Origin of the sequence: Desulfovibrio psychrotolerans, from assembly GCF_013340305.1 — a bacterium.
Classification (GTDB): domain Bacteria; phylum Desulfobacterota; class Desulfovibrionia; order Desulfovibrionales; family Desulfovibrionaceae; genus Halodesulfovibrio; species Halodesulfovibrio psychrotolerans.
On record NZ_BLVP01000035.1, the window covers coordinates 139,740 to 164,547 of the forward strand.

Consider the following 24,808-nt stretch of genomic DNA (forward strand, 5'->3'; position numbering starts at 1 on the left):
CCCCGCATGCTCCAGCCGCATGAACAGCGGTGAACAGGGAATAGGCGAGTATCTGGCAGCCCTCATGGCCTCTCCCCGGTTGGGGGAGCAGGTGGTCTGCCACCGCGTGCTGCCGCAGGCAGATGCGCACACCGCGCCCAACCGCAGGCCGTGGCCCGCCGCCATACGCGACCTGCTGTCCATGCAGGGCATAAATGAACTCTACGCGCATCAGGCGCTGGCTACAGATATCATCCGCTCCGGCAGGCACGTGGTGGTGGCAACCCCCACCGCAAGCGGCAAGACGCTGGTCTACAACCTCCCCGTCATAGAACGGTTCCTGCACGACAAAGAAAGCCGTGCCCTGTACCTCTTCCCCCTCAAGGCACTGGCGCAGGACCAGCTGAAAAACTTCCGCCAGCTCACGGCGCACTGGCCCAAGGAAGCCCGCCCGCAGGCAGCCATTTACGACGGCGACACCACTCCCCATTTCCGGCGCAAAATTCGCCAGTCGCCTCCCGCCGTACTCATGACCAACCCGGAGATGCTCCACCTCTCCATCCTGCCGCACCATGAACAATGGGCCGTCTTCCTCGCCTCGCTGCAATACATCGTGGTGGATGAGGTGCACACCTACAGGGGCGTTCTCGGCTCGCACATGGCCCAGCTGTTCCGCCGCCTGCTGCGCATCTGCGCCCTGTACGGCATTGCCCCCACCTTTATTTTCTGCTCCGCCACCGTGGGCAACCCCGGCGAACTGTGCAGGCAGCTCACCGGCCTGCCGGAAGAGCACATGCAGGTGGTCACGCAAAGCGGCGCACCGCAGGGCAAACGCCACTTCGTGTTTCTGAACCCGGAAGAAAGCCCCTCCACCGCCGCCATACAGCTTCTGCAATCAGCCTTGGCGCGCGAGCTGCGCACCATCGTCTACACCCAGTCGCGCAAAATGACAGAGCTCATCAGCGTCTGGGTCGGCCAGAAATCCGGCCCGTTCCGGGAGCGCATCTCCGCCTACCGCGCAGGATTCCTGCCCGAGGAACGCCGCGAGATAGAAGCCCGCATGAACAGCGGCGACCTGCTTGCCGTCATTACCACCAGCGCGCTGGAACTGGGCATAGACATCGGCTCGCTGGACCTGTGTATCCTCGTGGGCTACCCCGGCACAGTAATGTCCACGCTGCAACGGGGCGGGCGCGTAGGCCGGGCCACGCAGGAAAGCGCGGTGGTGCTGGTGGCGGGCGAGGACGCGCTGGACCAGTATTTCATGCGCCACCCGCACGACTTTTTTGAACGCCCTGCGGAACACGCGGTGCTCAACCCCTTCAACCCGGTTATTCTCAAGCGGCATCTGGAATGCGCGGCGGCAGAACGCTCCCTGCGCACGGGCCGTCCCGCGAACAGGTCCGGAGCCGCCCCTTCCGCCAGCCCGGAAGACAATTCCGCCCGCAGGGATGCCGAGCCATGGCTGCAACTGCCCCCCGTGCAGGCCGCCCTTGCGGAACTGGAAGCAGAAGGCCTGCTCCTGCGCGATGCGGAAGGCACAACGGTTTTCGCCGCCCGCAAACGCCCGCACCGCCATGTGGACCTGCGCGGCGCGGGCAGCAGCATTCATATCCAGACCGGAGAAGGCACCGTCATCGGCAGCGTGGACGGCATAAAAGCCCTGCGCGAGACGCATCCCGGCGCGGTCTATCTGCACAAGGGCGAAACATGGATCGTCACCGCGCTGGATCTGGAAGCCCGCACCGCCACGGTCACGGCTCCGCCCGGCGGCAGGGTGGACTACTACACCCGCGTGCGCGGCAACAAGGAAACAGAAATCCTCGAAGTGCTGGATCAAAAAACCCTGTGGGGCACCCGTATCAGCCTCGGACGCCTGCGGGTGACAGAAACCGTCACCGGATTCGAAAAACGCAACACGCGCGGCGGCACCCTGCTGGGCATCACCCCGCTCTCCCTGCCGCCGCAGGTCTTTGAAACAGAGGGCCTGTGGTTTGAAATCCCCATGGAGGCACAGCGCGCCACAGAAGACGCCTTCCTCCATTTCATGGGCTCCATCCACGCGCTGGAACACGCCGCCATCGGCATGCTGCCCCTGCTGGTCATGACAGACCGCAACGACCTTGGCGGTATATCCACCCCCATGCACGCGCAGGTGGGCAAGCCCGCCGTCTTCATTTACGATGGCATGCCCGGCGGCGCGGGCCTTACCCGCCTCGCCTTCTCCCGTGCCGATGAAATGTTCGCCAGCACCCTTGCCGCCATCCGCGACTGCGGCTGCGAACTGGGGTGCCCCTCCTGCGTGCATTCGCCCAAGTGCGGCTCCGGCAACCGGCCCATAGATAAAGCGGGCGCGCTGTTCCTGCTCGGGCAGTTGGAGGCGCACCGCACAGCGCCCCACACCGTTGTCGACGCACCAACGCAAATCGTCCACGCATCGTCCGTCATCGTCCACCCTTCGTCCACACGCCCGCAGCCCAAATCCCCGCCTGCGGGCCTGCCGTTGCCTGCACTGCCGGAGCCGGAAAAAGAACCCACCACACCCGCCCGCTATGCCGTCCTGGACGTGGAAACCCGCCGCTCCGCGCAGGAGGTGGGCGGCTGGAACAAGGCGGAGCGCATGGGCGTAAGCGTTGCCGTGCTGTATGATTCCGCCGCAGACACCTACACCGCCTACACGCAGGACCGTATGCCGGAGATGCTGAACTCGCTTGCGGACTACGACCTCATCGTGGGTTTCAACATCCTGCGCTTCGACTACCGCGTGCTCTCCGCCTTCACCACCCGCAACCTCTCCGCCCTGCCCACGCTGGACATGCTGGATATCATCCGCAAACGCCTCAGCTACCGCGTCTCGCTCGATAACCTAGGCTCCGCCACCTTCAACGCCCCCAAATCAGCAGACGGCCTGCAAGCCCTGCGCTGGTGGAAGGAGGGCAAGGTTGACGAAATAGCCCGCTACTGCGAGCAGGATGTACGCATAACCCGCAACCTCTACCTGCACGGGCGCGACCACGGCTATGTGCTATTCACCAACAAATCCGGGCAGAAGGTGCGCATTCCCGTGGACTGGAAGTAACAGCGTCAGCAACCGCTTACCTGCCGTTTCTTTTTCCTCTTTTCCTCAACGGGAATGCTGTGCTATCATCGTGCATCCGTCCGGACCCGGAACAGACAGAACCCTACCGGCAAGCAGTAGTGCGCAGCGGCAAGCAGCGACAGCCATGTCCCGCCTGCTTCCGTGCAAGGGACGCACAAGGACGGAACGCTCCGCATTGCCATGCGGCGAAAGTCCGGCATGGCGCGAGATACAGGAATCATTTTAGGCAAGTTGCCACCCCGTCACACCACACCCCGGAGGAAACGCATGCTGCCTGCTCCGTATGCCGACTTTTACAGAGACCTTCTGGAAGTCGTGCCCAAACAGAACGTCTACACCGACCCCCTGCGCGTCCTCGCCTACGGCACGGACGCCAGCTTCTACCGCCTCATCCCCAAAATGGTGGTAGATACCAACGCGGAAGAAGAGATCATCCACATCCTCAAGCTGGCCAATAAATACCGCGTTGCCGTCACCTTCCGCGCCGCCGGCACCAGCCTTTCCGGGCAGGCCATTTCCAATTCCGTGCTGGTCCGGCTGGGCGATGGCTGGCGTCGGTTCCGCATCTTCGACAACGCCACCCGCATCTCGCTGCAACCCGGCATCATCGGCACGCATGCCAACCGGCTGCTGGCAGAGTTCGGCAAAAAGATAGGCCCGGACCCCGCCTCCATAGATAGCGCCAAGATTGGCGGCATCGTGGCCAACAACGCCTCCGGCATGTGCTGCGGCGTGGCGGAAAACAGCTACAAAACGCTGGGCTCCATGCGCCTCGTCATGTACGACGGCACGGTGCTGGATACCGCCGATGACAAAAGCCGTGCGGAATTTTCCCGCAGGCATCCCGGCATGCTGGAAAACCTGCGCCTGCTGCGGCAGGAGGTAGCCTCCAACACCGCCCTCGCAGACCTCATCAGCCGCAAGTTCAAGATAAAAAACACCACGGGCTACAGCCTGAACGCGCTGGTCGATTTCGAAGACCCCTTCGACATCATCCAGCACCTCATGGTCGGCTCGGAAGGCTCGCTGGGCTTCATTGCAGAAGTAACCTACCGCACCGTGGTGGAGCACCCGCACAAGGCTTCCGCCCTCATCTTCTTCCCGGACATCAAGTCCGCGTGCGAGGCCACCATAACCCTGCGCGAAACCCCTGTTTCCGCCGTAGAACTGATGGATGACCGCGCCCTGCGTTCCGTATGCGGCAAGCCTGGCATGCCCGCCTGCCTTATGGGCGACATTGCGGACAACACCACCGCCCTGCTTGTGGAAACCCGCGCCGCCACCAAGGAACAGCTGGAAAAGCAAATCGCCGCTGTCACCGCCTCCATCACCCACATTCCCAAGCTGGGCGAAGTGGAATTCACCGATATCCCGGAAGAATTCAACAAACTGTGGGCCGTGCGCAAGGGCCTGTTCCCCGCAGTGGGCGCCGTGCGCCGCGTGGGCACAACGGTTATCATCGAAGACGTGGCCTTCCCCATCAAGGATCTCGCCAAAGCCACGCTGCAATTGCAGGAACTGCTGAAAAAGTACGAATACAACGAGGCCATCATCTTCGGGCACGCGCTGGAGGGCAACCTGCACTTCGTGTTTACGCAGGACTTTTCCGACCCGCGCGAGATCACCCGCTATCAGGGCTTCATGGATGAAGTCTGTTCCATGGTGGTCAAGGAATACGACGGCTCGCTCAAGGCGGAGCACGGCACCGGGCGCAACATGGCTCCCTTTGTGGAAATGGAATGGGGCGCAGAAGCCTACCGCCTGATGAAAGAAATCAAGGCCATCTTCGACCCCTACGGCCTGCTCAATCCCGGCGTCATCATTAACGAAGACGCAGAAGCGCACCTGCGCAACCTCAAGCCCCTGCCCCCCGCGCACTCCATTGTGGATACCTGCATAGAGTGCGGCTTCTGCGAACCTATCTGCCCCTCGCGCAATGTCACCTTCACCCCGCGCCAGCGCATTACCGCATGGCGCGAGATAAGCCGCATGAAGGCCTCTGACGAAAAAGACAAGCTGCTCAAAAAGCTCTTCTCAGACTTCAGCTATTTTGGCGATAACACCTGCGCCACAGACGGCCTGTGCGCCACGCGCTGTCCCGTTTCCATAAACACGGGCAGCTTCATCAAGCGCCTGCGGGCAGACAGCGTCACCCCGTGCCAGCAAAAATCGGCCCAGTGGGTCGCCACCAAATTCGGTACCGTGGCAAAGACCGTGGGCGTTACCCTTAAGGGTGTAAACCTTGCCCACCGCCTGCTGGGCACCAAGGTTATGGATACCGGCTCCATGGTGCTGCGCGTGGCAACACTCAAAAAGCTGCCCCTGTGGAACAGGCAGATGCCCAAGGGCCTCAGCCCTGTCAAACCCGTTCCCGTCAACGATTCCAACCCGCACAAGGTGGTCTACTTCCCCAGTTGCATCAGCCGCACCATGGGTCCCGCCCAGAGCGACCCGGAAAAGATGGACCTGCCCCGCAAGACCATCGCCCTGCTGCTCAAGGCCGGGTACGAGGTCGTCTTCCCCGACAGGCTGGGCGAGCTGTGCTGTGGTCAGGCCTTTGAATCCAAGGGGTTTGACGCGCAGGCAGACATGAAGGCCAAGGAACTTTCCGAAGCCCTGCTCAAGGCCAGCAACAATGGCGAATACCCCGTGCTCTGCGATACCAGCCCCTGCCTGTACCGCATGAAGGAGACGCTGGATAAACGCCTCACCCTGCTGGAACCCATCGAGTTTGCCCTTACGCACCTGCAGGACAAGCTCACCTTCACCAGGCAACCCAAGACCATCGCGGTGCACACCACCTGCACCTCGCGCAAGCTGGGGCTGGATGCCAAGTTCGCCCAGCTCGCACAGCTCTGCGCAGAAAAGGTCGTTGTACCGGAAAACGTGTTCTGCTGCGGCTTTGCAGGCGACCGGGGCTTCAGCTACCCGGAACTGAACAAGGCCGCGCTTGCGGAGCTTAAGGCGCAGGTGGAACACTGTTCAGAGGGCTACTCCACCTCGCGTACCTGCGAGGTAGGCCTTGCCCTGCACGCCACCATTCCCTACCGCAACGTGCTCTACCTTGTGGATGAGGCCACAACGCCCAAGCGGTAGCAGCCTGCGGAAAGGCCCTTCTCCACCGGTCGGATGACACAAAGCCGGAGCAGGAGAATCAAAACAGAAAAAGGCCGGGGTGAGCGCGTTCACCCCGGCCTTCTGCCTTGTGATAAGACACAATCTTTCTTCCGGCTGTCAGCAGCCCGTCCGCAGGGACGGCTATCCCCGCCGTCTCACGCAATCGGCATCATGTGAAGGACACATCATGCCAAGGCACAAATGCTCAGCCTGATGCCGCATGGGGCGAAGCCCCTTGCGCAGGCGTCCGGTACCGCACAGGCTGGAATGATGAAAACTCAGCCGCCGCGAAGCCTCACGCGCCAGCCACACACAGGTGATTACTGCCACCGCGTACAGCACAAATCCCAGAATGATATTCATGTTCCCTCCGTCTCATTTGATTGAGCGCTCACATCATTGTGATGCGTTTCACAAGTAGGACTCATCCAGTGTCGCTGTCAATGATAAATAGTGATTACTCAACCAATCCGTGCAAACACATCCGCTCCGCCGCCTCCGTCCAGACGCAGATCATGCAAACAGGGTGCTGAACGCGCCATAACACCATGCTTTTACATGTCTTTTCAGAACAGCCGCACCCGCTACTTTTCCCACTCCCTGCCCCCGCACCATCGGTATGGCCACAGGCCACACAGACAGAAGCGCACGGTCTGCCCGCAATTGCACGGGCATGCGGTTCCGCAACATTGATGGGTCACGGTCATCACGCGGTATTTACAGTCTGCTCAATCCGGTAGTAAGTGGGCGCTGACACATCGGCATGACATGCTGGATGCAAACGGACACACAGGGCGCAGCCTATACGAAACGGAGAATGACCATGAACATTGGGTCGGTTACGTTGCTTTACTTTTCCCCCACCGGAACCACGCGCACGTTGCTGCAAAGCATCGCGCAGGGAGTGTTGGGGCACAGCGGCCATGGCGCCAATGGATCCAATGGAGCCAACGAAACAAACGAAAACAACGGAGCCTCCGTGGCAGAGCACGCAGACATCACCACACCGGAGGCAAGGGCGGCAGCCCTGCGTAACATCACGGCAGATACCGTCCTCGTGGTCGGCATGCCCGTATACATGGGCAGAATTCCTGCACTGGCAGCAGAATGGCTCCGCAGCATCCGTGTGCAGCAGGTTCCGGTGATATGCGTTGCAGTGTACGGCAACCGCGCATATGAGGACGCTCTGGCCGAACTGCAACACCTTATGGCGGAATGCGGGGGCGTTCCCGTTGCCGCCGCAGCATACATTGGTGAACATTCGTTCTCTTGCGAAACCCTTCCCACGGCTCACGGCAGACCCAATGCAGACGACCTTGCCCACGCAAAAGACTTTGGCAGCCGGGTACGCGCCAAGCTGCAAAACATGTCAGATCTTTCTGCGCATAAGGGCATTGCTGTGCCGGGAGAATACCCGTCACAGAAGAACACGGTGCTGTGGTCGGTGGATTTCATCGCGGTAAGCGATGCCTGCGCCCGGTGCGGGCAGTGTGCCGCCGTGTGCCCCGCAGGAGCAATTTCTCCTTATGACAGCGCTGCCATTAACATAGAAGCCTGCATCACCTGCTGCGCCTGTATCAAGCAATGCCCCGTGCAGGCACGCAGCATCAAGCCCGGTCCGGTCATGGAGGCACGCAAGCGGCTGAACAGTCTGTTCAGTGCGCCTAAGCAGCCGGAAGTGTTTCTGTAGGCAGGGTTGTCACGCTTTCTGCCGTGCGGCGGCAGGGTCGGGGAATCGCTGTCCGGCATCCTCCTACCCCGCCGCACGGCGGCCCCGCCACCGCCGCCACCTGACCATGCCGCCCGGCTCTCACATATCCGCCGGCTCTGGCCATATCCGCTGACTCTGACCACGCCTGTCGGTTCTGATCATGTCCGTCCGCCCCTGACCACGCTTGGCGGGCCTGACCAAGCCCGTTCATGCCGTGCCAGCCGTAAGGCATGCGCACACCCCATTCCTCAAATAACAAAATTGTACAACACAGCCTTCTGAGGCGCATTATTGTCTTCCGGAGCACCGCTTGTCCGGCTGTTGCAGCCCATGGCTGAGCATGAGTGGTCTGAAGCCATGGAATTACAAGGATAACATTAGATTTTCAATTTTGTTAAAGTCACTATGCCAATTTATGATAAAATTGTAAAAAATGGCGTATTTTTCACCTGCCAAAAGCGCTTCCAAGAGCTTCCGCCGGGTTTGAAAAAGAAAAAACTCTTTTTTTGACGAGCTATATCACTCATTTTATAGAGATAATCTTTCAACCTCTCCGATGCGGCTGTCGCGGGGAACGGTTCTTGCTCAAAGCAACGCAGCCTACTGAGCAACCTGCCGGGAGTGGCAAGACGGAATGTGCGTTCAGAGAATGCTGAATGCTGACCGCTTCAATCTCCGGAAGGCACGTGCGGACAACCTGACCAGAACCGCCCAACCTTCAGGCAGCGCGCATTAGATGTCGACGCGGGCAGTGGCCCGTGGTGCGCGTCCTGCTGATGGTTGGGCGACCAAACACATCGATCGGAGACAGACATGAAGAGAAGAGAATTTCTGAAGAAGGCAGGCGTGGGAGCCACAGCCGCAGTGGCCGCCGCAACCGTGAATGCGCCTTTCGTGCATGCCAGCAAGAAAACCCCCATCCGCTGGCGTATGCAGACCTATGCCGGTCCCGCCCTCGCGGAGCATGTCATCAAGCCGCAGATTGATGCCTTCAACAAGGCTGCCAACGGGGAGATGGTCATAGAACTATACCATGCCGACCAGCTGATCCCCACCGGCGAGTTGTTCCGCGCCATGCAGCGCGGCACCATCGATGCCGTGCAGAGCGATGACGATTCCATCGCCGCCCCCGTGGATGTCTCCATCTTCGCCGCGTATTTTCCCTTTGCCTCGCGCTACTCGCTGGATGTGCCCACCCTGTTCAACCATTACGGGCTCAATGAAATATGGGAAGAGGCTTATGCAGAGGTAAAGGGCGTTACATGGCTTGGCGCGGGCGCGTGGGACCCCTGCAACTTTGCCACCGTGGCCCCCATACGCTCCCTGAGTGACCTGAAGGGCAAGCGCGTGTTCACCTTCCCCACGGGCGGCAAGTTCCTCAGCCGGTTCGGCGTGGTGCCCGTGACCCTGCCGTGGGAAGACGTGGAAGTCGCCCTGCAGACAGGCGAACTGGACGGCGTGGCGTGGTCCGGCATTACCGAAGACTACACCGTGGGCTGGGCCGATGTGACCAAATACTACCTCACCAACAACATTTCCGGCGCATGGTGCGGCTCCTACTTTGCCAACAGCGACAAGTGGGATGCCGTGCCCGAACATCTGAAGACCCTGTTCCGCCTGTCCATGGACAGCTCCAACTACTACCGCCTGCACTGGTACTGGTGGGGCGAGGCGCACTACCGCGTCACGGGCGGCAAGCTGGAGCTTACCACCATTCCCGAAGATGAATGGAGCATCGTGGAAGCCGAGGCAGAGAAGTACTGGGATGAAGTGGCCGCCAACAGCCCGCGCAGCGCAAAGATTGTGTCCATTCTCAAAAACTATGTGGACACCATGAAAAAGGCCGGAAAGCCCTACCGCTACTAGTCGGGTCCGGTGACGTGCGGGGGCGCATGCCTGCTTCCTGCCATGCTCATCAGGCTTCATGACGTTGAACCGGCCCTGTGCGGCCCGCCGCACAGGGCCTTGTTCCGGGCAGGGCGGACCCGGTGCCCAGTACCATACCCGTCCATGTACAGCTGCCCTGCCGGGCAATCCGCGCCCCTTCCGGGGCAAAGCCGGGTACGTGGTCCGTCAAACGCAACATTCAATTCCGTCAACGAGTGTATCGTGCCAAATTTTATCAGAATATATGTGCGCTATGTGGACGCCATCAACCGGCTCGTGGGCAAGGTTGCGCTGTATATGGTGTTCCTCATGATGGGCATACTGCTGTATTCGGCCATTTCCCGAACCCTGTTCAATTCTCCAGTCATCTGGGCGGTGGAGATGGCGCAGTTTTCCATGGCCGCCTACTACCTGCTGGGAGGAGGCTTTTCCCTGCTCCTCCACGCCCATGTGCGCATGGACGTGCTCTATTCCCGCTGGTCCAGACGCAAACAGTCCAAGGTAGATGTCTTCACGTCCTTGTTTCTCATCATCTACCTTATCGTGCTGCTGTACGGCGGCATCTCCAGCACCGCGTATTCCATTGAATACAACCAGACCAACTATTCCGCATGGGCCCCCCCCATGGCACCCATCAAGTGCATCATGGTGTTCGGCATTTTCATGATGCTGCTGCAGGCCTTTTCGGAACTGTTCAAGGATATCGCAAGAGCCAAGGGAGAGCTTATTCCATGAGTTACGAAATGATTGCTCTGCTGATGGGCTCATCCCTCATGCTGCTGTTGCTGACAGGGCAGCGGGTGTTCGGGGCCATCGGCTTCATCGGTGCCATGGCTGCGCTGCTTCTTTGGGGCGACGGCGGCTCGGAGATGCCGTTCAACGCCAGCATCTCGCTGCTGAACTGGTTCCCGCTGCTCACGCTGCCGCTGTTCATCTACATGGGGTACATGCTCTCGGAATCCGGCATTGCCAACGACCTGTACCGCATGATCCATGTTTGGATGGGACCGCTGCACGGCGGTCTGGCCATAGGCACCGTGGTGCTCATGGTGGCCATTTCCGCCATGAACGGGCTGAGTGTGGCAGGCATGGCCATCGGCTCATCCATAGCCCTGCCGGAGATGCTCAAGCGCGGATACGACAAACGCATGGTCACGGGCGTGATACAGGCGGGCAGCTCCCTCGGCATCATGGTGCCGCCCAGCATCGTGCTGGTGCTGTACGGCATGATAGCCCGCCAGCCCGTGAGCAAGCTGTGGCTTGCGGGCGTAGGCCCCGGCCTGCTCTTTGCGGCCATGTTCATCGCGTACATTGTCATCCGCTGCAAGATTAACCCCGCCATGGGCCCGGCCCTTTCCGCCGAGGAACGCGATATCCCCAAAAAGGAGAAATACTCCCTCCTGCTGGCCGGGCTGCTGCCGCTGGCCATCATCTTCTCCGTTACCGGCTTCTTCATGATGGGGCTGACCAGCCTTGTGGAAAGCTCTGCCGTGGGGGCTGCTGCCGCCACGCTGGCTGCCCTGTGCAAGGGAAGACTTACCCGCAAGGTCATGGACGACACCCTGCATCAGACCCTCAGCGTAAGCTGCATGTTCATGTGGATCATCATGGCTGCCCTGTGCTTCGGTGCCGTGTTCGACGGGCTGGGCGCGGTGCACGCCATCAAGAGCCTGTTTCTGGATGAATGGGGCCTCACGCCGTGGGGCGTGCTCATCATGATGCAGGTTTCCTACATCATCATGGGCATGTTTCTGGACGACACGGCCATGCTGGTTATCGTGGCCCCGCTGTATATTCCGCTTATCATCTCGCTGGGCTTCAATCCCATCTGGTACGGCGTGCTCTATACGGTAACCTGCCAGATTGCCTACATGACCCCGCCCTTCGGGTACAACCTGTTCCTCATGAAGGCCATGGCCCCCAAAGAGGTGACGCTGGCAGACATCTACAGCTCCATCGTGCCCTTTGTCATTATCATGGTGCTGGGGCTGGGACTTGTCATGGCCTTTCCGCAGATTGCCATGTATCTTCCGGATACCTACTTCGCAAAATAGCCATATGGTGCCCCGCCGGAGACCCCGGCGGGGCTGTTTCTCCAATCATTGAACCGTGAGTGGAATCTATGAACCGCAACGCACCATTGCGCGAACTGCTGGCCAAGGCATCGCCCCTGCGGTCGGGAGATGTGCTGGCCGGGGTGGCTGCCCGTTCGGAAGAGGAGCGCGTCAAGGCGCAGATGACGCTTGCAGACGTGCCGCTCAAACGGTTTCTGAATGAATGCGTGGTGCCCTATGAAGAAGACGAGGTAACCCGTCTTATTCAGGATACGCACGATACCGCGGCCTTTGCCCCGGTCAGCGGGTTCACGGTGGGCCAACTGCGCGACTGGCTGCTGACCGATGCGGCAGATACCGCCGCCCTTTCCCGCCTTGCTCCGGGGCTTACGCCGGAAATGGTTGCGGCGGTGTGCAAGCTCATGCGGTTGCAGGATCTGGTGCTGGTGGCATCCCGGTGCGAGGTGGTAACCCGATTCAGAAACACCATAGGGTTGCCGGGCCATTTTTCCGTGCGGCTGCAGCCCAACCATCCCACCGATGACCTCAAGGGCATTCTGGCTTCCACCATAGACGGCCTGCAATACGGCTGCGGCGATGCGGTCATCGGCATAAATCCGGCCACGGACAGCGTGGAGAACATTTCCCGGCTGCTGGACCTGCTGGATTCCGTCGTGCAGCGGTACGCCATTCCCACCCAGACCTGCGTACTCACCCATGTGACCACAGCCATGGAAGTCATGGCGGGCGGCGCACCCGTGGACCTGTGTTTCCAGTCCATCGCGGGAACGGAAAAGGCCAACGCCAGCTTCGGCATATCGCTGGCCCTGCTGGAAGAGGCGCATCAGGCAACCCTGTCGCTGGGACGCGGCACCGTGGGAACAGACTGCATGTATTTTGAAACCGGGCAGGGCAGCGCGCTTTCCGCAAACGCGCACCACGGCGTGGACCAGCAGACGCTGGAGGTGCGGGCCTATGCCGTGGCCCGGCGGTTCCGCCCGTTGCTGGTGAACACCGTGGTGGGCTTTATCGGCCCGGAATACCTGTTCAACGGCAAGCAGATCATCCGCGCCGGGCTGGAAGATCATTTCTGCGGCAAATTGCTGGGGCTGCCCATGGGGGTGGACATCTGCTACACCAACCATGCGGAGGCCGATCAGGACGATATGGACATGCTGCTCACCCTGCTGGGCAACGCCGGATGCAATTTCATCATGGGCATTCCCGGCGCGGACGATATCATGCTCAATTATCAGTCCACCTCGTTCCATGACGCAGCCTACCTTCGCGCTCTGCTGGGCAAGCGCCCTGCGCCGGAGTTCGCCGCGTGGCTGGAGTCCATGGGCATACACGACAGTGCGGGCAGGTTGCTTCCCCCCGGTGCGGGCGGCAGGCTGCGGGCGCTTGCATCGGATATGATGGCATAACGGGCCGCACAGGGAGCCAGCCAATATGAACACCACCCGGCAGACCATAGTTACGGAAGACCCGTGGGCGGAACTCAAGCAGTTCACCGATGCGCGCATAAGCCTCGGCCGCTGCGGCGTGAGCCTGCCCCTTTCCGAAAGCCTCGCCTTTCGCCTTGCCCATGCGCAGGCGCGGGATGCCGTGCTGCAACCCTTTGCCATGGATGCGGTATCTTCCGCGCTGGAACGGCAGGGCCATTCCTGCCTGCAACTGCACAGCGCGGTGGCCGACCGGGGAGAATTTCTCACCCGTCCCGATCTGGGCAGGCGGCTTTCGGAAGCCTCGCGGGAGCGGCTGCGCGCCCTCGGGCCGGAGTCGCGGGGGGCGGATGTGTGCGTGGTCATAAGCAACGGCCTGTCTTCGCGTGCGGTGCACGAAAACGCCGTGCCCTTCGCCGTGCAGTTTCTCGATTCCCTGCGCTACGGCGGCCTCAGCTATGCGCCGGTGTGCCTTGTGGACCAGGGCCGGGTGGCCGTGGGCGACGAGGTGGCCGAACTGCTGAGCGCACGGCTGGTGGTCATGCTTATCGGTGAGCGGCCGGGCCTCAGTTCTCCCAACTCGCTGGGCGTATATATGACCTTTGCACCCCGCGTGGGGGTAACGGATGAGGCACGCAACTGCATTTCCAACGTGCGGGAGGGAGGCCTGAGCGTGGATATGGGCGTGCGCAAACTGGCCTATCTGGTGGAAAACGCCTTTGCCATGCGGCTTTCCGGCGTGCAACTGAAGGACAAGATGCCCTCCGGCTATCTGCCGTTTCGCCCGCAGCCCCGGCTTGCCTGACCCTGTCTGCAATCGCCGGAAGCTCCCTGCCTTTTCCTGAATTTGCCGGAATGGCCTGTGGCAATGGTCCGCCGCAGTGGTCTGCCATGACGGGATGCCGCAACGGGATACGGTAACGGGCTGCCGCGACGGCCTGCCGCAGCGGGATACGGTAACGGGCTGCCGACGGTGCCCTCTTAAAGACATCAGCGGGGCAGCCTTCATAATGATAATGAAAATTATTTCCATTTGTGCCTTGCCAACAAAGCGGGGGTGACTATTCTCTCTCCATGCCGCCGGAAAAGGCGGCGCACCGTTCCGACCTGCCCGCATAGACGGCAGATTAACGGAACGGTGACAGACAGACAGAACACATGCTCTGTCTACTGGAAGGTCAGAAAATCGGACAGAGAGTCTGACAGGAAAACAGTCAGACAGTCAGATAATCAGAAAGCCGGGCAGACCCCCTGCAACAGGGACGCCCGGTTCAGTATGGCGGGACAATACAGTTCTCGCGAGGAGGTTCCTATGCCCAACATGGATTACCCCGGCCCGTGCACCAACTGCGTGGGCGAAAACGAATGCACCATCGAGCATGACCTGCTCAATGACCTCATCACGCTGGACGACCTGAATGAGCGGAATGAACTGAAAGCGCAGGAATAACAGCCCCAACCTCTTGAAGACTCTTCAAGCCGCCCCGCAGCATTGCCGCGGGGCGGTTTTTCTATGCTTTGCGCAGCACAGCCAGATAGAAAAACTCCCGGCAGGCAGTATCGTGCGGGGTGTGCCATTCCTGTTCGCAGGCGGCGGCGGGGGTACGGGCGAGAAAGGCGGCTATCTGCCGTTCATTCTCATCCGGATTCATGGTGCATGTCATGTAGACAAGCTTGCCTTTGGGGGCAAGCTGGGTAAAGGCATTATCCAAAATGGCAGCCTGCGTTTCCACGAGGGAACGCACGCCCTCCTGCGTCCGGTGATACCGGGCGTCCGGTCTGCGGGACAACGTGCCCAGACCGGAGCAGGGCACATCCGCCAAAACGGTTCGGAAGCTGGAACTTCCAATTTCCGTCCACACTTCGTCCAGTGGCGGTTCCGTGGCGGAACGCAGCAGGGAGAACGGCGGTTCAAGGCCCAGCCGCTCCATTTCTTCACGCATTCCAAGCAGCCGTTCGCGCGAGGTATCGCTCGCGTAGCGCACGGGCACGCCGGCTTCCAGCAGGGCAGTGGTCTTCCCGCCGCGTCCGCAGCAGCAGTCCCATACGGGGCCCTGCCACACCTGCGGGCGGGCGGCCTCCAGCACCTGTTGCGAGGCAAGCGACTGCCGTGAGATGCGGCCTTCCGCCAGCATGGACTTCATCCCCGTGGGCGCATGCCCCGCAGGGAAAAGCAGCCCGAATCCTTCCCGCCGCAGGCAGTCCGGGTGCGCGGCAAGCTCCTGCGCCAACGCTTCCGCATCGGGCTTGGTCCGGTTCACCCGCAGGCCCACCGGGGCGGCGGAAATGCCCGCCTCCAGAAAAACGCGCGCTGTCTCTTCGCCGTAGCCCGCAAGCCACATCTCCACTATCCACTGCGGGCAGGAGTACCACAGAGCCAGCCGCTCTGCCTGCGAAAGATGGGGCGGACACACGGTGTCGATATCATGAGCGGCTTCGCCCATGCGGTCCAGATTGCGCAGCACGGCGTTGGTAAGCTTGCCGAGACCGGCAGAAAACTGCCGCTTGGAGTAGCTGACGCACCAATCCACCGAGGCGTAGGTAGGAATGCGGTCCAGATACAGCATCTCATATGCCGCCAGCCCCAGGGCAAGGCGGTGTTTGGGCGGCAGCTTGGCGCTGTCCTTGAGGAACCGGGAAAGCAGGGCGTGGATGCGGTCGCGCAGGCGCACGTATCCGTAAACCAGTTCCGTGCACAGGGCGGCATCGGGCATGGATATGCGCACGCTGCGGAGCTTGCCGTCCAGCACCGATTGCAGGTCGTGCCCGTGCTCAAGGATATCGTTCACGCATTCCAGCGCCAGCGCGCGCGCAGGGGGAAGAAGAGAAACTTTTTTTGTCAATGGGTTACCTGTGGGAATAGCCTGTAGGGGGCTGCTGGCCGCTTGCCCGTTACCACACCATGCGCATTTTTGCGCCCATGGCGTGAATCTGCCGCTTAAGGTCCGGGATGGTGTATTCGCCGTAATGCACTATGGAGGCAATGAGCGCCGCCGTAGCCTTGCCCTCGGTAAGCGCCTCGTACATGTGGCGGGGGTTGCCCGCGCCGCCGGAAGCAATGACCGGAATGGAAACCGCTTCCGATATCATGCGGGTAAGGGTCAGTTCATAGCCGTCCTTGGTGCCGTCCGCATCAATGGAATTGACGCAGATTTCCCCTGCACCCAGCGCCTCCGCGGTCTTGGCCCATTCTATGGCGTCCATGCCCATGTGCTTGCGTCCGCCGTGGATGACAATCTCATACCCGGAGGGAATATCGCCGGTCTTGTCCACCTGCTTTACGTCCATGCCCAGCACAATGGCCTGCGAACCAAACCGCACAGCACCTTCGCTGATGATATCCGGGTTCTTCACCGCGCCGGAGTTTATGGAAATCTTTTCCGCACCTGCGTTCAGCGCATCGCGCATGTCGTCCACGGAGTTGATGCCGCCGCCTACGGAGAAGGGGATGAAGATGGTGGAAGCCACCTTTTCCACAACATCCAGAAAGATGCCGCGCCCTTCGTGGGAGGCCGTGATATCGTAAAACACGATCTCGTCCGCGCCTTCCTCGTAGTACTTCCTGGCAGTGAGAACAGGGTCGCCTATGTCCACATTTCCCTGAAATTTAACACCCTTGGTCAGCACACCGTTGCGCACGTCAAGGCAGGGGATGATGCGTTTACTCAGCATGGGCGGCCTCCCGGCAGTAGACGTGGAAATTTTGCAGGAACTTCAGACCCGGCCTGCCGCTTTTTTCCGGATGGAACTGCACCGCCCACAGGCCGGGACCGCCGTGTATGGCGCAGAACTCGTGCCCGTAATGGGTGGTGGCAATGACGTATTCCGGGTCCGGGGCGGGGTAGTAGCTGTGCACGAAATAAAATTCCGCATCGGATTCTATGCCGCGCATCAGTTCGCAGGTCTTACGCAGGGTAAGCCTGTTCCAGCCCATGTGGGGCACGCGGATGGGAGTGCCGTCTTCCTCTTCCCACGCGGGGTTGAAGAGATTGCACTGGCCGGGGATTATGCCCAGCGCCTTGGTGTCATTCTCCTGGCTGTAGTCCAGCATGATCTGGCAGCCCACACAGATGCCCAGCAGGGGTTTACCCGCTTCCACGGCATTCTTGAGCACCGTGTCCAGCCCGGTGGCCACCAGTTCGTCCATGGCCTGACCCGCCGCTCCCACACCGGGAAAGATGATGCCCTGTGCGGCCATTATCTCGTCCGGATCGGCCGTTATGGCGCAGGGAATACCAAGGTGGTCCAGAGCGCGGCGGACGCTGGTCTGGTTTCCCGCCTTGTACTTCAGGATTGCGAGCATGCACTTCCTCCTCTTGTCAGGCCTGAATGGTTCTTGCGCCATGCAGTGTACCCTATTGAACGCTCTGCGAAAGCAGAAATTTCACCGGGCAGTTTGGGGCCGCAGCCCTCACGCAGGCTCATATCGCTATCGGGGAGTACCAAGCATGCGGGGCAAGGGCAAGCATTTCGTGCGCAGCGCCATACGTGCCGCCAAGCTTGCGGAAATTCAGGAAAGCCATGCCGCAAGCCGCTCGCCCCACAGCACCTGCACCATGCCGCCAAGGGAGAGAAAAGGGCCGAAGGGGATCATGCGGCGCACGGGGCGTGCGGCGGCGGCAAGATGCAACAGGCGGGCAAGGCTGGCACAGGCGTGGAAAAGCAGGGCGCTTACCGCAGCCACGGTGAACAGCACGGGCAGACCGGCCAGCCCGCTCAGCGCGCCCAGCATGAGCATGAGCTTTACATCACCTGTGCCCACGCCTTCCGTTCCCAGCAGCCGATAGGCACGCTGCATCAGCCACAGCAAGCCCGCTCCTGTCACGCTGCCCAGCAGTGCCTGTTCCGGGGCCATACCCATGGGCAGCACGGAGACAATAAACGCGAAAACGGCTCCGGGCAGGGTGAGCACATCGGGCAGCAGGTAGCATTCCATATCAATGGCGGAAGCCATGAGCAGAATGGCCCCCACGGCCATAAGGCCCAGCCACTGCGCCAAGGCTGTGCCCATTTCCGCAGAGAAACCCGGAAGCGGGCCGAGTGCCGTGGCGACTCCTGACCCGATCCCTGAGCCGGGTGCAGCAACAGGCAGAACCTGTACGGCAGCGGCCACCGCCCACAGGCAGGAGGCCACGGGCAGCAGCAGGTTGGCCGATGGCAGCGATGTGCCGCAGGCAGGGCAGCGGCCCCGTGCAAGCAGGTATCCCAGCACCGGCAGAGCATAGCGCCCGTGACGGCGCGCACGGCAGGCCCTGCACCCGGAATGCGGCCTGTAGCGGCTGCCCGTGAGAGCACCCGCATGCGCGTCTTCGCGTGTACCGGCAAGAAAGCGGTTCACCACGGCGGCATACATGCAGCCCGTAAGAAGGCCGATTACACCTGCGAGAATGGGGAGCAACATGCGTTTTTTGCCTGTTCCTTACGCGGTGTGTGGAAAAAACGGCGGGGCTGCGCAGGGTGCCACGCCCGTCCGGCACGCAACATAGCCAATTTATTGCATGCTCCCGGCAGGCTGACAACCCGGTTTCTGTCCTTGCTAAAGCGTTGCTTCATATAGTAGGGAATGAGGGTTTCAGGCGGGGGCGTCGCATACAAGACGCCTCCTTGTGAAGGGCGTGCCCTATCATTCCCGAGAGGAATACACGGCCGCACGGTACCGCCTGCCGCACCCCCGCGCGGGGCGGCTCCGGCCCGTGCCGCACAGGCAGGAAAGACCCGATCCAACAGCCAGCTAAACAGGGACCGGAACAGGCTCCTACACAGGGAATAATCGAGACATGCCAAAAAGGACTGACTTAAAGCGCATCATGGTCATAGGCTCCGGACCCATTGTCATCGGGCAGGCCTGCGAATTCGACTACTCCGGCACGCAGGCGGTGAAGGCGCTCAAGGAGGAAGGCTACGAGGTGGTGCTGGTGAACTCCAACCCCGCCACCATCATGACCGACCCGGACCTTGCAGACCGCACCTACATTGAACCCATTGAGCCGGAAACCGTGGCCGCCATCATCCGCAAGGAACGCCCCTGCGCCCTGCTGCCCACCCTTGGCGGGCAGACCGGGCTGAACACCGCCCTTGCCGTAGCCAAGATGGGCGTGCTGGAAGAATGCGGCGTGGAACTCATAGGGGCCACGGAAGCGGTGATAGAAAAGGCGGAAAGCCGCGAGCTGTTCCGTGCGGCCATGGAGAACATCGGCCTTAAGGTGCCGCTTTCCCACATTGCCCGCTCCATGGACGATGTACGCCGCATTGGCGAAGAAATGCCCTTCCCCATCATCATCCGCCCCGCGTTCACGCTTGGCGGCAAGGGCGGCGGCATTGCCTACAACATGGAAGATCTGGAGCACATCGCCTCGCAGGGGCTTGCGGCGTCCATCCAGTCAGAGGTGCTGCTGGAGCAGTCGGTGCTGGGCTGGAAGGAATTTGAGATGGAGGTCATGCGCGACAAGGCCGACAACTGCGTCATCATCTGTTCCATCGAGAACTTTGACCCCATGGGCGTGCACACGGGCGACTCCATCACCGTTGCCCCCTCGCAGACCCTGACCGACCTTGAATACCAGAAGATGCGCGATGCCTCCATCGCCATCATGCGCGAGATAGGCGTGGAAACGGGCGGTTCCAACGTGCAGTTCGGCGTGAACCCGGAAAACGGCGAACTGGTGGTCATAGAGATGAACCCCCGCGTGAGCCGTTCTTCCGCACTGGCGTCCAAGGCAACGGGCTTTCCCATCGCCAAAATCGCGGCCAAACTTGCCGTGGGCTACACGCTGGACGAGATTCCCAACGACATCACCCGCGAGACCATGGCCTCCTTTGAACCGACCATAGACTACGTGGTGACCAAGATTCCGCGCTTCACCTTTGAAAAATTTCCCGGTGCAAAAGACGAACTGAACACCGCCATGAAGAGTGTGGGCGAGGCCATGTCCATAGGCCGCACCTTCAAGGAATCGCTGCAAAAGGGGCTGCGTTCTCTGGAAATAGGCGCGGCAGGGCTGGCACGCCGCCTCCGCAGCCGCCTGCCGGAGCGTGAAGAGGTTATCTCCAAGCTGCGCACGCCCAACTCCCTGCGCATGTTCTACATCCGCGACGCCATGCTCATGGGCATGAGCATTGAAGAGATATTCGACCTGACCAAGATAGACCCGTGGTTCCTGCACCAGATACGTGACATCATTGACGTGGAGGACGAACTGCGCGACTTCGGCCGGGCCAATTCGCTCATTCCCGACAATCCCGAGCTTATGAACCTGATGCGCCGTGCCAAGGAATACGGCTTCTCTGACCGCCAGCTGGCGGACATGTGGAAGCAGCCGGAAGTGGCCATACGCCAGCTGCGCAAAGACATGGGCATTATGCCCACCTATTATCTGGTGGATACCTGCGCATCCGAGTTCGAAGCCTACACCCCCTATTACTACTCCACCTACGAGACGGGTAAAGAAATCGTGGCCGAAGACCGTAAAAAGGTCATCATCCTCGGCGGCGGTCCCAACCGTATCGGGCAGGGCATAGAATTCGACTACTGCTGCTGCCACGCCTCCTTCGCCCTGCGCGACATGGGCGTGCAGTCCATCATGGTCAACTCCAACCCGGAAACCGTTTCCACGGACTACGACACCTCGGACAGGCTGTACTTCGAGCCGCTGACCTACGAGGACGTGATGAACATCGTGGAACTGGAGAAGCCGGACGGCGTGATCGTGCAGTTTGGCGGGCAGACCCCGCTGAACCTTGCCGTGCCGCTGCTGCGTTCCGGGGTGCCCATTCTGGGCACGCATCCAGACTCCATTGACCGCGCGGAAGACCGTGAGCGGTTTCAGGCGCTTATACAAAAGCTGGGACTCAACCAACCCGCCAACGCCACGGTCATGACGCTGGATGAGGCGCGCCGTGCGGCGGAAAGCATAACCTATCCGCTGGTGGTGCGACCCTCCTACGTGCTGGGCGGACGTGCCATGGAAGTGGTGTACGACGAGGAGCAGCTTGCCACCTACTTCCGCGACGTGGTGGGCACCACCGCTCCTGAGCACCCCATCCTGCTGGACAAGTTCCTTGAGAACGCCATAGAGGTGGACGTGGACGCCCTTGCCGACGGCACGGACGTGTACGTTGCGGGCATTATGGAACACATAGAGGAAGCGGGCATCCATTCCGGCGACTCCGCCTGCGCACTGCCGCCCTATTCGCTGCCGCAGCCCATCATTGACGAGATTGACCGCCAGACCGTGGCCCTTGCCAAAGAGCTGCGCGTGGTGGGGCTTATGAACATCCAGTTCGCCGTTAAGGACGGCACCGTGTTCATACTGGAAGTAAACCCCCGCGCCTCGCGTACCGCACCGTTCGTCTCCAAGGCAACGGGCGTGCCGCTGCCGCGTCTTGCCACGCAGGTGATGATGGGCAAAACTATCAAGGAGCTTAACCCCGCCTCCATGCGCCGCTCCGGCTACATCTCGGTGAAGGAATCTGTGTTCCCGTTCAGCCGCTTCCCCGGCGTGGACATTCTGCTGGGACCGGAAATGCGCTCCACAGGCGAGGTGATGGGCATTGCGGACACCTTCGAAGAAGCCTTCATGAAGGGGCAGCTTGCCTGCGGGCAGCGCCTGCCGCAGTCCGGCAAGGTGTTCATCTCCGTCAATGACCGCGACAAGACCAACATCCTTGATGTGGCGCGCAAGTTCCACGAACTGGGATTTGAAATTCTGGCCACCACCGGCACGGCGCAGCTGTTCGGCGAGAACGGCATCCCCGCCACCCGCGTGGCCAAGGTGTATGAAGGACGTCCCAACATTGTGGACTTTATCAAGAACGGAGAAGTGGCCCTGCTGCTGAACACCGCCTCCGGCAAACGCACGGTGGAGGACTCCAAGTCCATCCGTCAGGCAACGCTGCTCTACAACGTGCCTTACTCCACCACAGTTTCCGGGGCGCGGGCCATAGCCATGGCCATAGCCGAACAACGCCGCTGCGGCCTGAATGTGAAGAGCCTTCAGGAATACTACGCAGGCGACAAGACAGTGCGCGCCTGCAAGGAAGAAGCATGAAACGCGAATATTGCGGTGTCTTCGGCATATACAATCATCCCGAAGCGGCCCGCCTGACCTATTTCGGCCTGTATGCCCAGCAGCACCGCGGGCAGGAAAGTGCCGGCATAGTGACATGGGACGGCAAGATCATCCGCGAGGAACGCGGCATGGGCCTTGTGCCCGAGGTGTTCAATGAACGCCATCTGGGCAAGGAGCTGAAAGGTTCCATCGCCATGGGGCATGTGCGCTATTCCACCACGGGGGCATCGCTCATACGCAATGCCCAGCCGTTTCTGGCGCGCTACAAGAACCTGCACATTGCCATAGCGCACAACGGCAATCTGGTGAACACCATGGAGCTGCGCGGCAGGCTGGAGGAAGAAGGTTCCATCTTCCAGACCACCATAGACAGCGAGGTGTTTGTACACCTTATCGTCAAGTACATGAACGGCAACACCGTGGAAGACGCCGTGCTGCGGGCATGCAAAGACGTGAAGGGCGCCTATTCGCTGCTGCTGCTCATAAACGACAAGCTCATCGCCCTGCGCGACCCGCACGGCATACGCCCGTTGCAGATGGGGCGCGTGGGCAGCTCGCACGTGTTCGCCTCCGAGACCTGCGCCTTTGACCTGCTGGAAGCGGAACTCATCCGCTCCGTGGAACCGGGCGAGATGGTGGTGGTGGAAGGAACAAGCGTGACCAGCTACAAGATGGACATTCCGCCCCAGCCCACCAAGCACTGCATCTTCGAGCTTATCTACTTTGCGCGGCCCGATTCCACGGTGTTCGGGGAAACGGTATACACCTGCCGCAAGGAAATGGGCCGCCAGATGGCGCTGGAATCGCACGTGGATGCGGATTACGTGATGCCCTTCCCCGATTCCGGCATTTACAGCGCGGTGGGCTATGCCCAGCAGTCCGGGCTGCCCTATGAACACGCCATGATACGCAACCACTATGTGGGGCGCACGTTCATCCAGCCTTCGCAGGATATGCGCGACTTCTCCACGCGGGTAAAGATTAACCCCGTTAAGGAGATGATCAAGGGCAAGCGCATTGTCATTGTGGACGATTCCATCGTGCGGGGCACCACCATACGGTCCCGCGTGAAGAAGCTGCGCGAGCTTGGTGCGCGCGAGATACACTTCCGCGTCAGTTGCCCGCCCATCAGGTTCCCGTGCTTTTATGGCATAGACTTCTCCTCAAAGGGGGAGCTTATCGCCGCGAATCACACCATTGAAGAGATAGAACGCTTCATCGGGCTGGACAGTCTGCACTACATCAGCATCGAAGGGCTGCTCAAGGCCGTGAAGAAGCCGGACCATTACTGCCTTGCCTGCTTCACAGGGGAGTATCCCATCCCCTGCGAGGGTGGCGGGAAGATGTGTACGGAGTGTGGTTGTTAGGTCGCTAGCTAAATAGAATGACAGAAGAAATGAGAAAGCCCGGAGTCGCAAGACTTCGGGCTTTATTATTTCCATCAACCCTTTACAATACCAGCAGCATCTGCACTATGAGAATTGTAGTTCTTTAAAACAACATTTTTTGAGTTATTCGCGTAACAGTACATACACATATGCGGGCAAGTATTATACATGCCAATATCCTTGCTCTCGATACACCCACAATCACTTCTTTGCCCTTTATCTTTGCAAACAGAAAGCTCGCCACATTTAGCATCCAATAGAGAAAATTGATCAGTTTTTATTCCAAGATGCTTTTGCAATCTATAGTTCTCTGGACTGCAAATTTTTGCAAAAAGCTCTCCGTCGATACATTTGTTGCGAGCGATTCCAAACTTAGAAAAAGACCGAGCCTCTCCGCATGTATACGCATTGAGCCCTTTAGTTTCAACATACTCAGAGACTCCTTGCGCAATCACATCTTGTTCTTCTAAAGAAGGCTCCCGCATGGCACATGAACCTTTAATACAAATGTTTCTTTTTACTTTTGAATATGCCTGTATATCAACAAAACTAATCACAAGTTGCTCTGTATAATCCGCAATCTCATCTCCAACTTTAACAATTTTTTCGATAATCGTATGAACACTTATTGTGTCAGATAAGCAAATCGGATCAAATCTCCAAATAACACGATCTTTTCCCAATTTATCAGACAGCCTCTTAAAAGTATCTATCCTGTCTTTAAGGCGAGGGACACCTGGTTCAAATCCATCAACTTCGTAATCGTTGACTGTATACTGAAAATAGTAATCTATTTTTCGATCATCTAATATTTTAAGATAAGGAAAAATCGGCTTTGGATTTTTAGACCAAAAAACAACTCCAGCTACGGAACTTAAATCCACGTAATGCATTTTCTGATTAAAAGGATTTTTCCATCGAATAAAGCCATCATGCAAACGCTTTACAAACCATTCTGAATAAAACGCAGGAATGTCTGTAGATCGACTTGCTGATAAAATGACTGGCAGCAACGCCTTATGATCGTCGCCATCGACATTAATAGTCGAATGTTCCATA

17 protein-coding genes are annotated in these 24,808 nt (G+C 59.8%); 11 read left to right on the plus strand and 6 right to left on the minus strand.

The genetic code is table 11. The features are described from left to right. The first annotated feature begins 19 nt into the window (after nucleotides 1-19). Both HUV26_RS14330 and HUV26_RS14335 read left to right on the plus strand, forming a co-directional pair. Nucleotides 20-3,058, plus strand: a complete 3,039-nt coding sequence (locus HUV26_RS14330) for a DEAD/DEAH box helicase (RefSeq protein WP_174410816.1) — start codon at nucleotides 20-22, stop codon at nucleotides 3,056-3,058. A 288-nt stretch (nucleotides 3,059-3,346) separates the two neighbouring features. After that, entirely contained in the window at nucleotides 3,347-6,175 is a 2,829-nt protein-coding gene (locus HUV26_RS14335) for an FAD-binding and (Fe-S)-binding domain-containing protein (RefSeq protein WP_174410817.1), read from the plus strand. A 162-nt stretch (nucleotides 6,176-6,337) separates the two neighbouring features. On the opposite strand, the gene HUV26_RS14340 is transcribed toward HUV26_RS14335, so the two are convergent. Next, nucleotides 6,338-6,559, minus strand: coding sequence for a hypothetical protein (locus HUV26_RS14340; RefSeq protein ID WP_174410818.1), 222 nt, complete (start codon nucleotides 6,557-6,559; stop codon nucleotides 6,338-6,340). A 460-nt stretch (nucleotides 6,560-7,019) separates the two neighbouring features. On the opposite strand from HUV26_RS14340, the gene HUV26_RS14345 reads away from it, so the two are divergent. From HUV26_RS14345 to HUV26_RS14375, 7 genes are all read left to right on the plus strand, one after another. Next, nucleotides 7,020-7,886, plus strand: coding sequence for a 4Fe-4S binding protein (locus tag HUV26_RS14345; protein ID WP_174410819.1), 867 nt, complete (start codon nucleotides 7,020-7,022; stop codon nucleotides 7,884-7,886). Between the two features lie 834 nt (nucleotides 7,887-8,720). Then, on the plus strand, nucleotides 8,721-9,773 hold the full coding sequence (locus HUV26_RS14350; RefSeq protein ID WP_174410820.1) for a TRAP transporter substrate-binding protein: 1,053 nt from the start codon (nucleotides 8,721-8,723) through the stop codon (nucleotides 9,771-9,773). A 243-nt stretch (nucleotides 9,774-10,016) separates the two neighbouring features. Next, complete coding sequence (locus HUV26_RS14355) at nucleotides 10,017-10,529, plus strand: TRAP transporter small permease subunit (protein ID WP_174410821.1); 513 nt, start codon at nucleotides 10,017-10,019, stop codon at nucleotides 10,527-10,529. Further along, nucleotides 10,526-11,848, plus strand: coding sequence for a TRAP transporter large permease (locus tag HUV26_RS14360; protein ID WP_174410822.1), 1,323 nt, complete (start codon nucleotides 10,526-10,528; stop codon nucleotides 11,846-11,848). The genes HUV26_RS14355 and HUV26_RS14360 overlap by 4 nt, the downstream gene beginning before the upstream one ends. 68 nt (nucleotides 11,849-11,916) lie before the next feature. Continuing rightward, complete coding sequence (locus HUV26_RS14365; RefSeq protein ID WP_174410823.1) at nucleotides 11,917-13,275, plus strand: ethanolamine ammonia-lyase subunit EutB; 1,359 nt, start codon at nucleotides 11,917-11,919, stop codon at nucleotides 13,273-13,275. A gap of 25 nt (nucleotides 13,276-13,300) precedes the next feature. Continuing rightward, a complete protein-coding gene (eutC, locus tag HUV26_RS14370) occupies nucleotides 13,301-14,098 on the plus strand; it encodes an ethanolamine ammonia-lyase subunit EutC (protein WP_174410824.1) in 798 nt (265 codons plus the stop codon). 507 nt (nucleotides 14,099-14,605) lie between these two features. After that, nucleotides 14,606-14,743 (plus strand): hypothetical protein, encoded by a 138-nt coding sequence (locus HUV26_RS14375; RefSeq protein WP_174410825.1) that lies wholly within the window; start codon nucleotides 14,606-14,608, stop codon nucleotides 14,741-14,743. Between the two features lie 61 nt (nucleotides 14,744-14,804). On the opposite strand, the gene HUV26_RS14380 is transcribed toward HUV26_RS14375, so the two are convergent. The 4 genes from HUV26_RS14380 to HUV26_RS14395 form a co-directional block, all read right to left on the minus strand. Next, entirely contained in the window at nucleotides 14,805-16,136 is a 1,332-nt protein-coding gene (locus HUV26_RS14380; protein WP_174410826.1) for a transcription antitermination factor NusB, read from the minus strand. 49 nt (nucleotides 16,137-16,185) lie between these two features. Continuing rightward, nucleotides 16,186-16,965: an imidazole glycerol phosphate synthase subunit HisF gene (gene hisF, locus HUV26_RS14385; protein ID WP_174410827.1), complete on the minus strand. Its 780-nt coding sequence runs from the start codon at nucleotides 16,963-16,965 to the stop codon at nucleotides 16,186-16,188. Continuing rightward, nucleotides 16,955-17,596, minus strand: coding sequence for an imidazole glycerol phosphate synthase subunit HisH (hisH, locus tag HUV26_RS14390; protein ID WP_174410828.1), 642 nt, complete (start codon nucleotides 17,594-17,596; stop codon nucleotides 16,955-16,957). The genes hisF and hisH overlap by 11 nt, the downstream gene beginning before the upstream one ends. Before the next feature lie 207 nt (nucleotides 17,597-17,803). After that, nucleotides 17,804-18,694: a prepilin peptidase gene (locus HUV26_RS14395; protein WP_174410829.1), complete on the minus strand. Its 891-nt coding sequence runs from the start codon at nucleotides 18,692-18,694 to the stop codon at nucleotides 17,804-17,806. A 376-nt stretch (nucleotides 18,695-19,070) separates the two neighbouring features. Here HUV26_RS14395 and carB point away from each other — a divergent pair, with 376 nt between their 5' ends. Together carB and purF are read left to right on the plus strand one after the other, a co-directional pair. Further along, the gene (gene carB / locus HUV26_RS14400; protein WP_174410830.1) at nucleotides 19,071-22,340 is read left to right on the plus strand and encodes a carbamoyl-phosphate synthase large subunit; all 3,270 of its coding nucleotides are present in this window, start codon (nucleotides 19,071-19,073) and stop codon (nucleotides 22,338-22,340) included. After that, nucleotides 22,337-23,728: an amidophosphoribosyltransferase gene (purF, locus tag HUV26_RS14405; protein ID WP_174410831.1), complete on the plus strand. Its 1,392-nt coding sequence runs from the start codon at nucleotides 22,337-22,339 to the stop codon at nucleotides 23,726-23,728. The genes carB and purF overlap by 4 nt, the downstream gene beginning before the upstream one ends. A 74-nt stretch (nucleotides 23,729-23,802) precedes the next feature. Here the strand turns inward: purF and HUV26_RS14410 are convergent, their stop codons facing one another. Beyond that, a complete protein-coding gene (locus tag HUV26_RS14410; RefSeq protein WP_174410832.1) occupies nucleotides 23,803-24,807 on the minus strand; it encodes a DUF1848 domain-containing protein in 1,005 nt (334 codons plus the stop codon). Nucleotide 24,808: the final 1 nt, after the last annotated feature.

What these genes read in the sequence shown, in the direction of transcription:
- HUV26_RS14330 (WP_174410816.1), top strand. Translation starts at nt 20, where the DNA reads ATGAACAGCGGTGAACAGGGAATAGGCGAGTATCTGGCAGCCCTCATG.
- HUV26_RS14335 (WP_174410817.1), top strand. Translation starts at nt 3,347, where the DNA reads ATGCTGCCTGCTCCGTATGCCGACTTTTACAGAGACCTTCTGGAAGTC.
- HUV26_RS14340 (WP_174410818.1), bottom strand. Translation starts at nt 6,559, where the DNA reads ATGAATATCATTCTGGGATTTGTGCTGTACGCGGTGGCAGTAATCACC.
- HUV26_RS14345 (WP_174410819.1), top strand. Translation starts at nt 7,020, where the DNA reads ATGAACATTGGGTCGGTTACGTTGCTTTACTTTTCCCCCACCGGAACC.
- HUV26_RS14350 (WP_174410820.1), top strand. Translation starts at nt 8,721, where the DNA reads ATGAAGAGAAGAGAATTTCTGAAGAAGGCAGGCGTGGGAGCCACAGCC.
- HUV26_RS14360 (WP_174410822.1), top strand. Translation starts at nt 10,526, where the DNA reads ATGAGTTACGAAATGATTGCTCTGCTGATGGGCTCATCCCTCATGCTG.
- HUV26_RS14365 (WP_174410823.1), top strand. Translation starts at nt 11,917, where the DNA reads ATGAACCGCAACGCACCATTGCGCGAACTGCTGGCCAAGGCATCGCCC.
- eutC (WP_174410824.1), top strand. Translation starts at nt 13,301, where the DNA reads ATGAACACCACCCGGCAGACCATAGTTACGGAAGACCCGTGGGCGGAA.
- HUV26_RS14375 (WP_174410825.1), top strand. Translation starts at nt 14,606, where the DNA reads ATGCCCAACATGGATTACCCCGGCCCGTGCACCAACTGCGTGGGCGAA.
- hisF (WP_174410827.1), bottom strand. Translation starts at nt 16,965, where the DNA reads ATGCTGAGTAAACGCATCATCCCCTGCCTTGACGTGCGCAACGGTGTG.
- hisH (WP_174410828.1), bottom strand. Translation starts at nt 17,596, where the DNA reads ATGCTCGCAATCCTGAAGTACAAGGCGGGAAACCAGACCAGCGTCCGC.
- HUV26_RS14395 (WP_174410829.1), bottom strand. Translation starts at nt 18,694, where the DNA reads ATGTTGCTCCCCATTCTCGCAGGTGTAATCGGCCTTCTTACGGGCTGC.
- carB (WP_174410830.1), top strand. Translation starts at nt 19,071, where the DNA reads ATGCCAAAAAGGACTGACTTAAAGCGCATCATGGTCATAGGCTCCGGA.
- purF (WP_174410831.1), top strand. Translation starts at nt 22,337, where the DNA reads ATGAAACGCGAATATTGCGGTGTCTTCGGCATATACAATCATCCCGAA.
- HUV26_RS14410 (WP_174410832.1), bottom strand. Translation starts at nt 24,807, where the DNA reads ATGGAACATTCGACTATTAATGTCGATGGCGACGATCATAAGGCGTTG.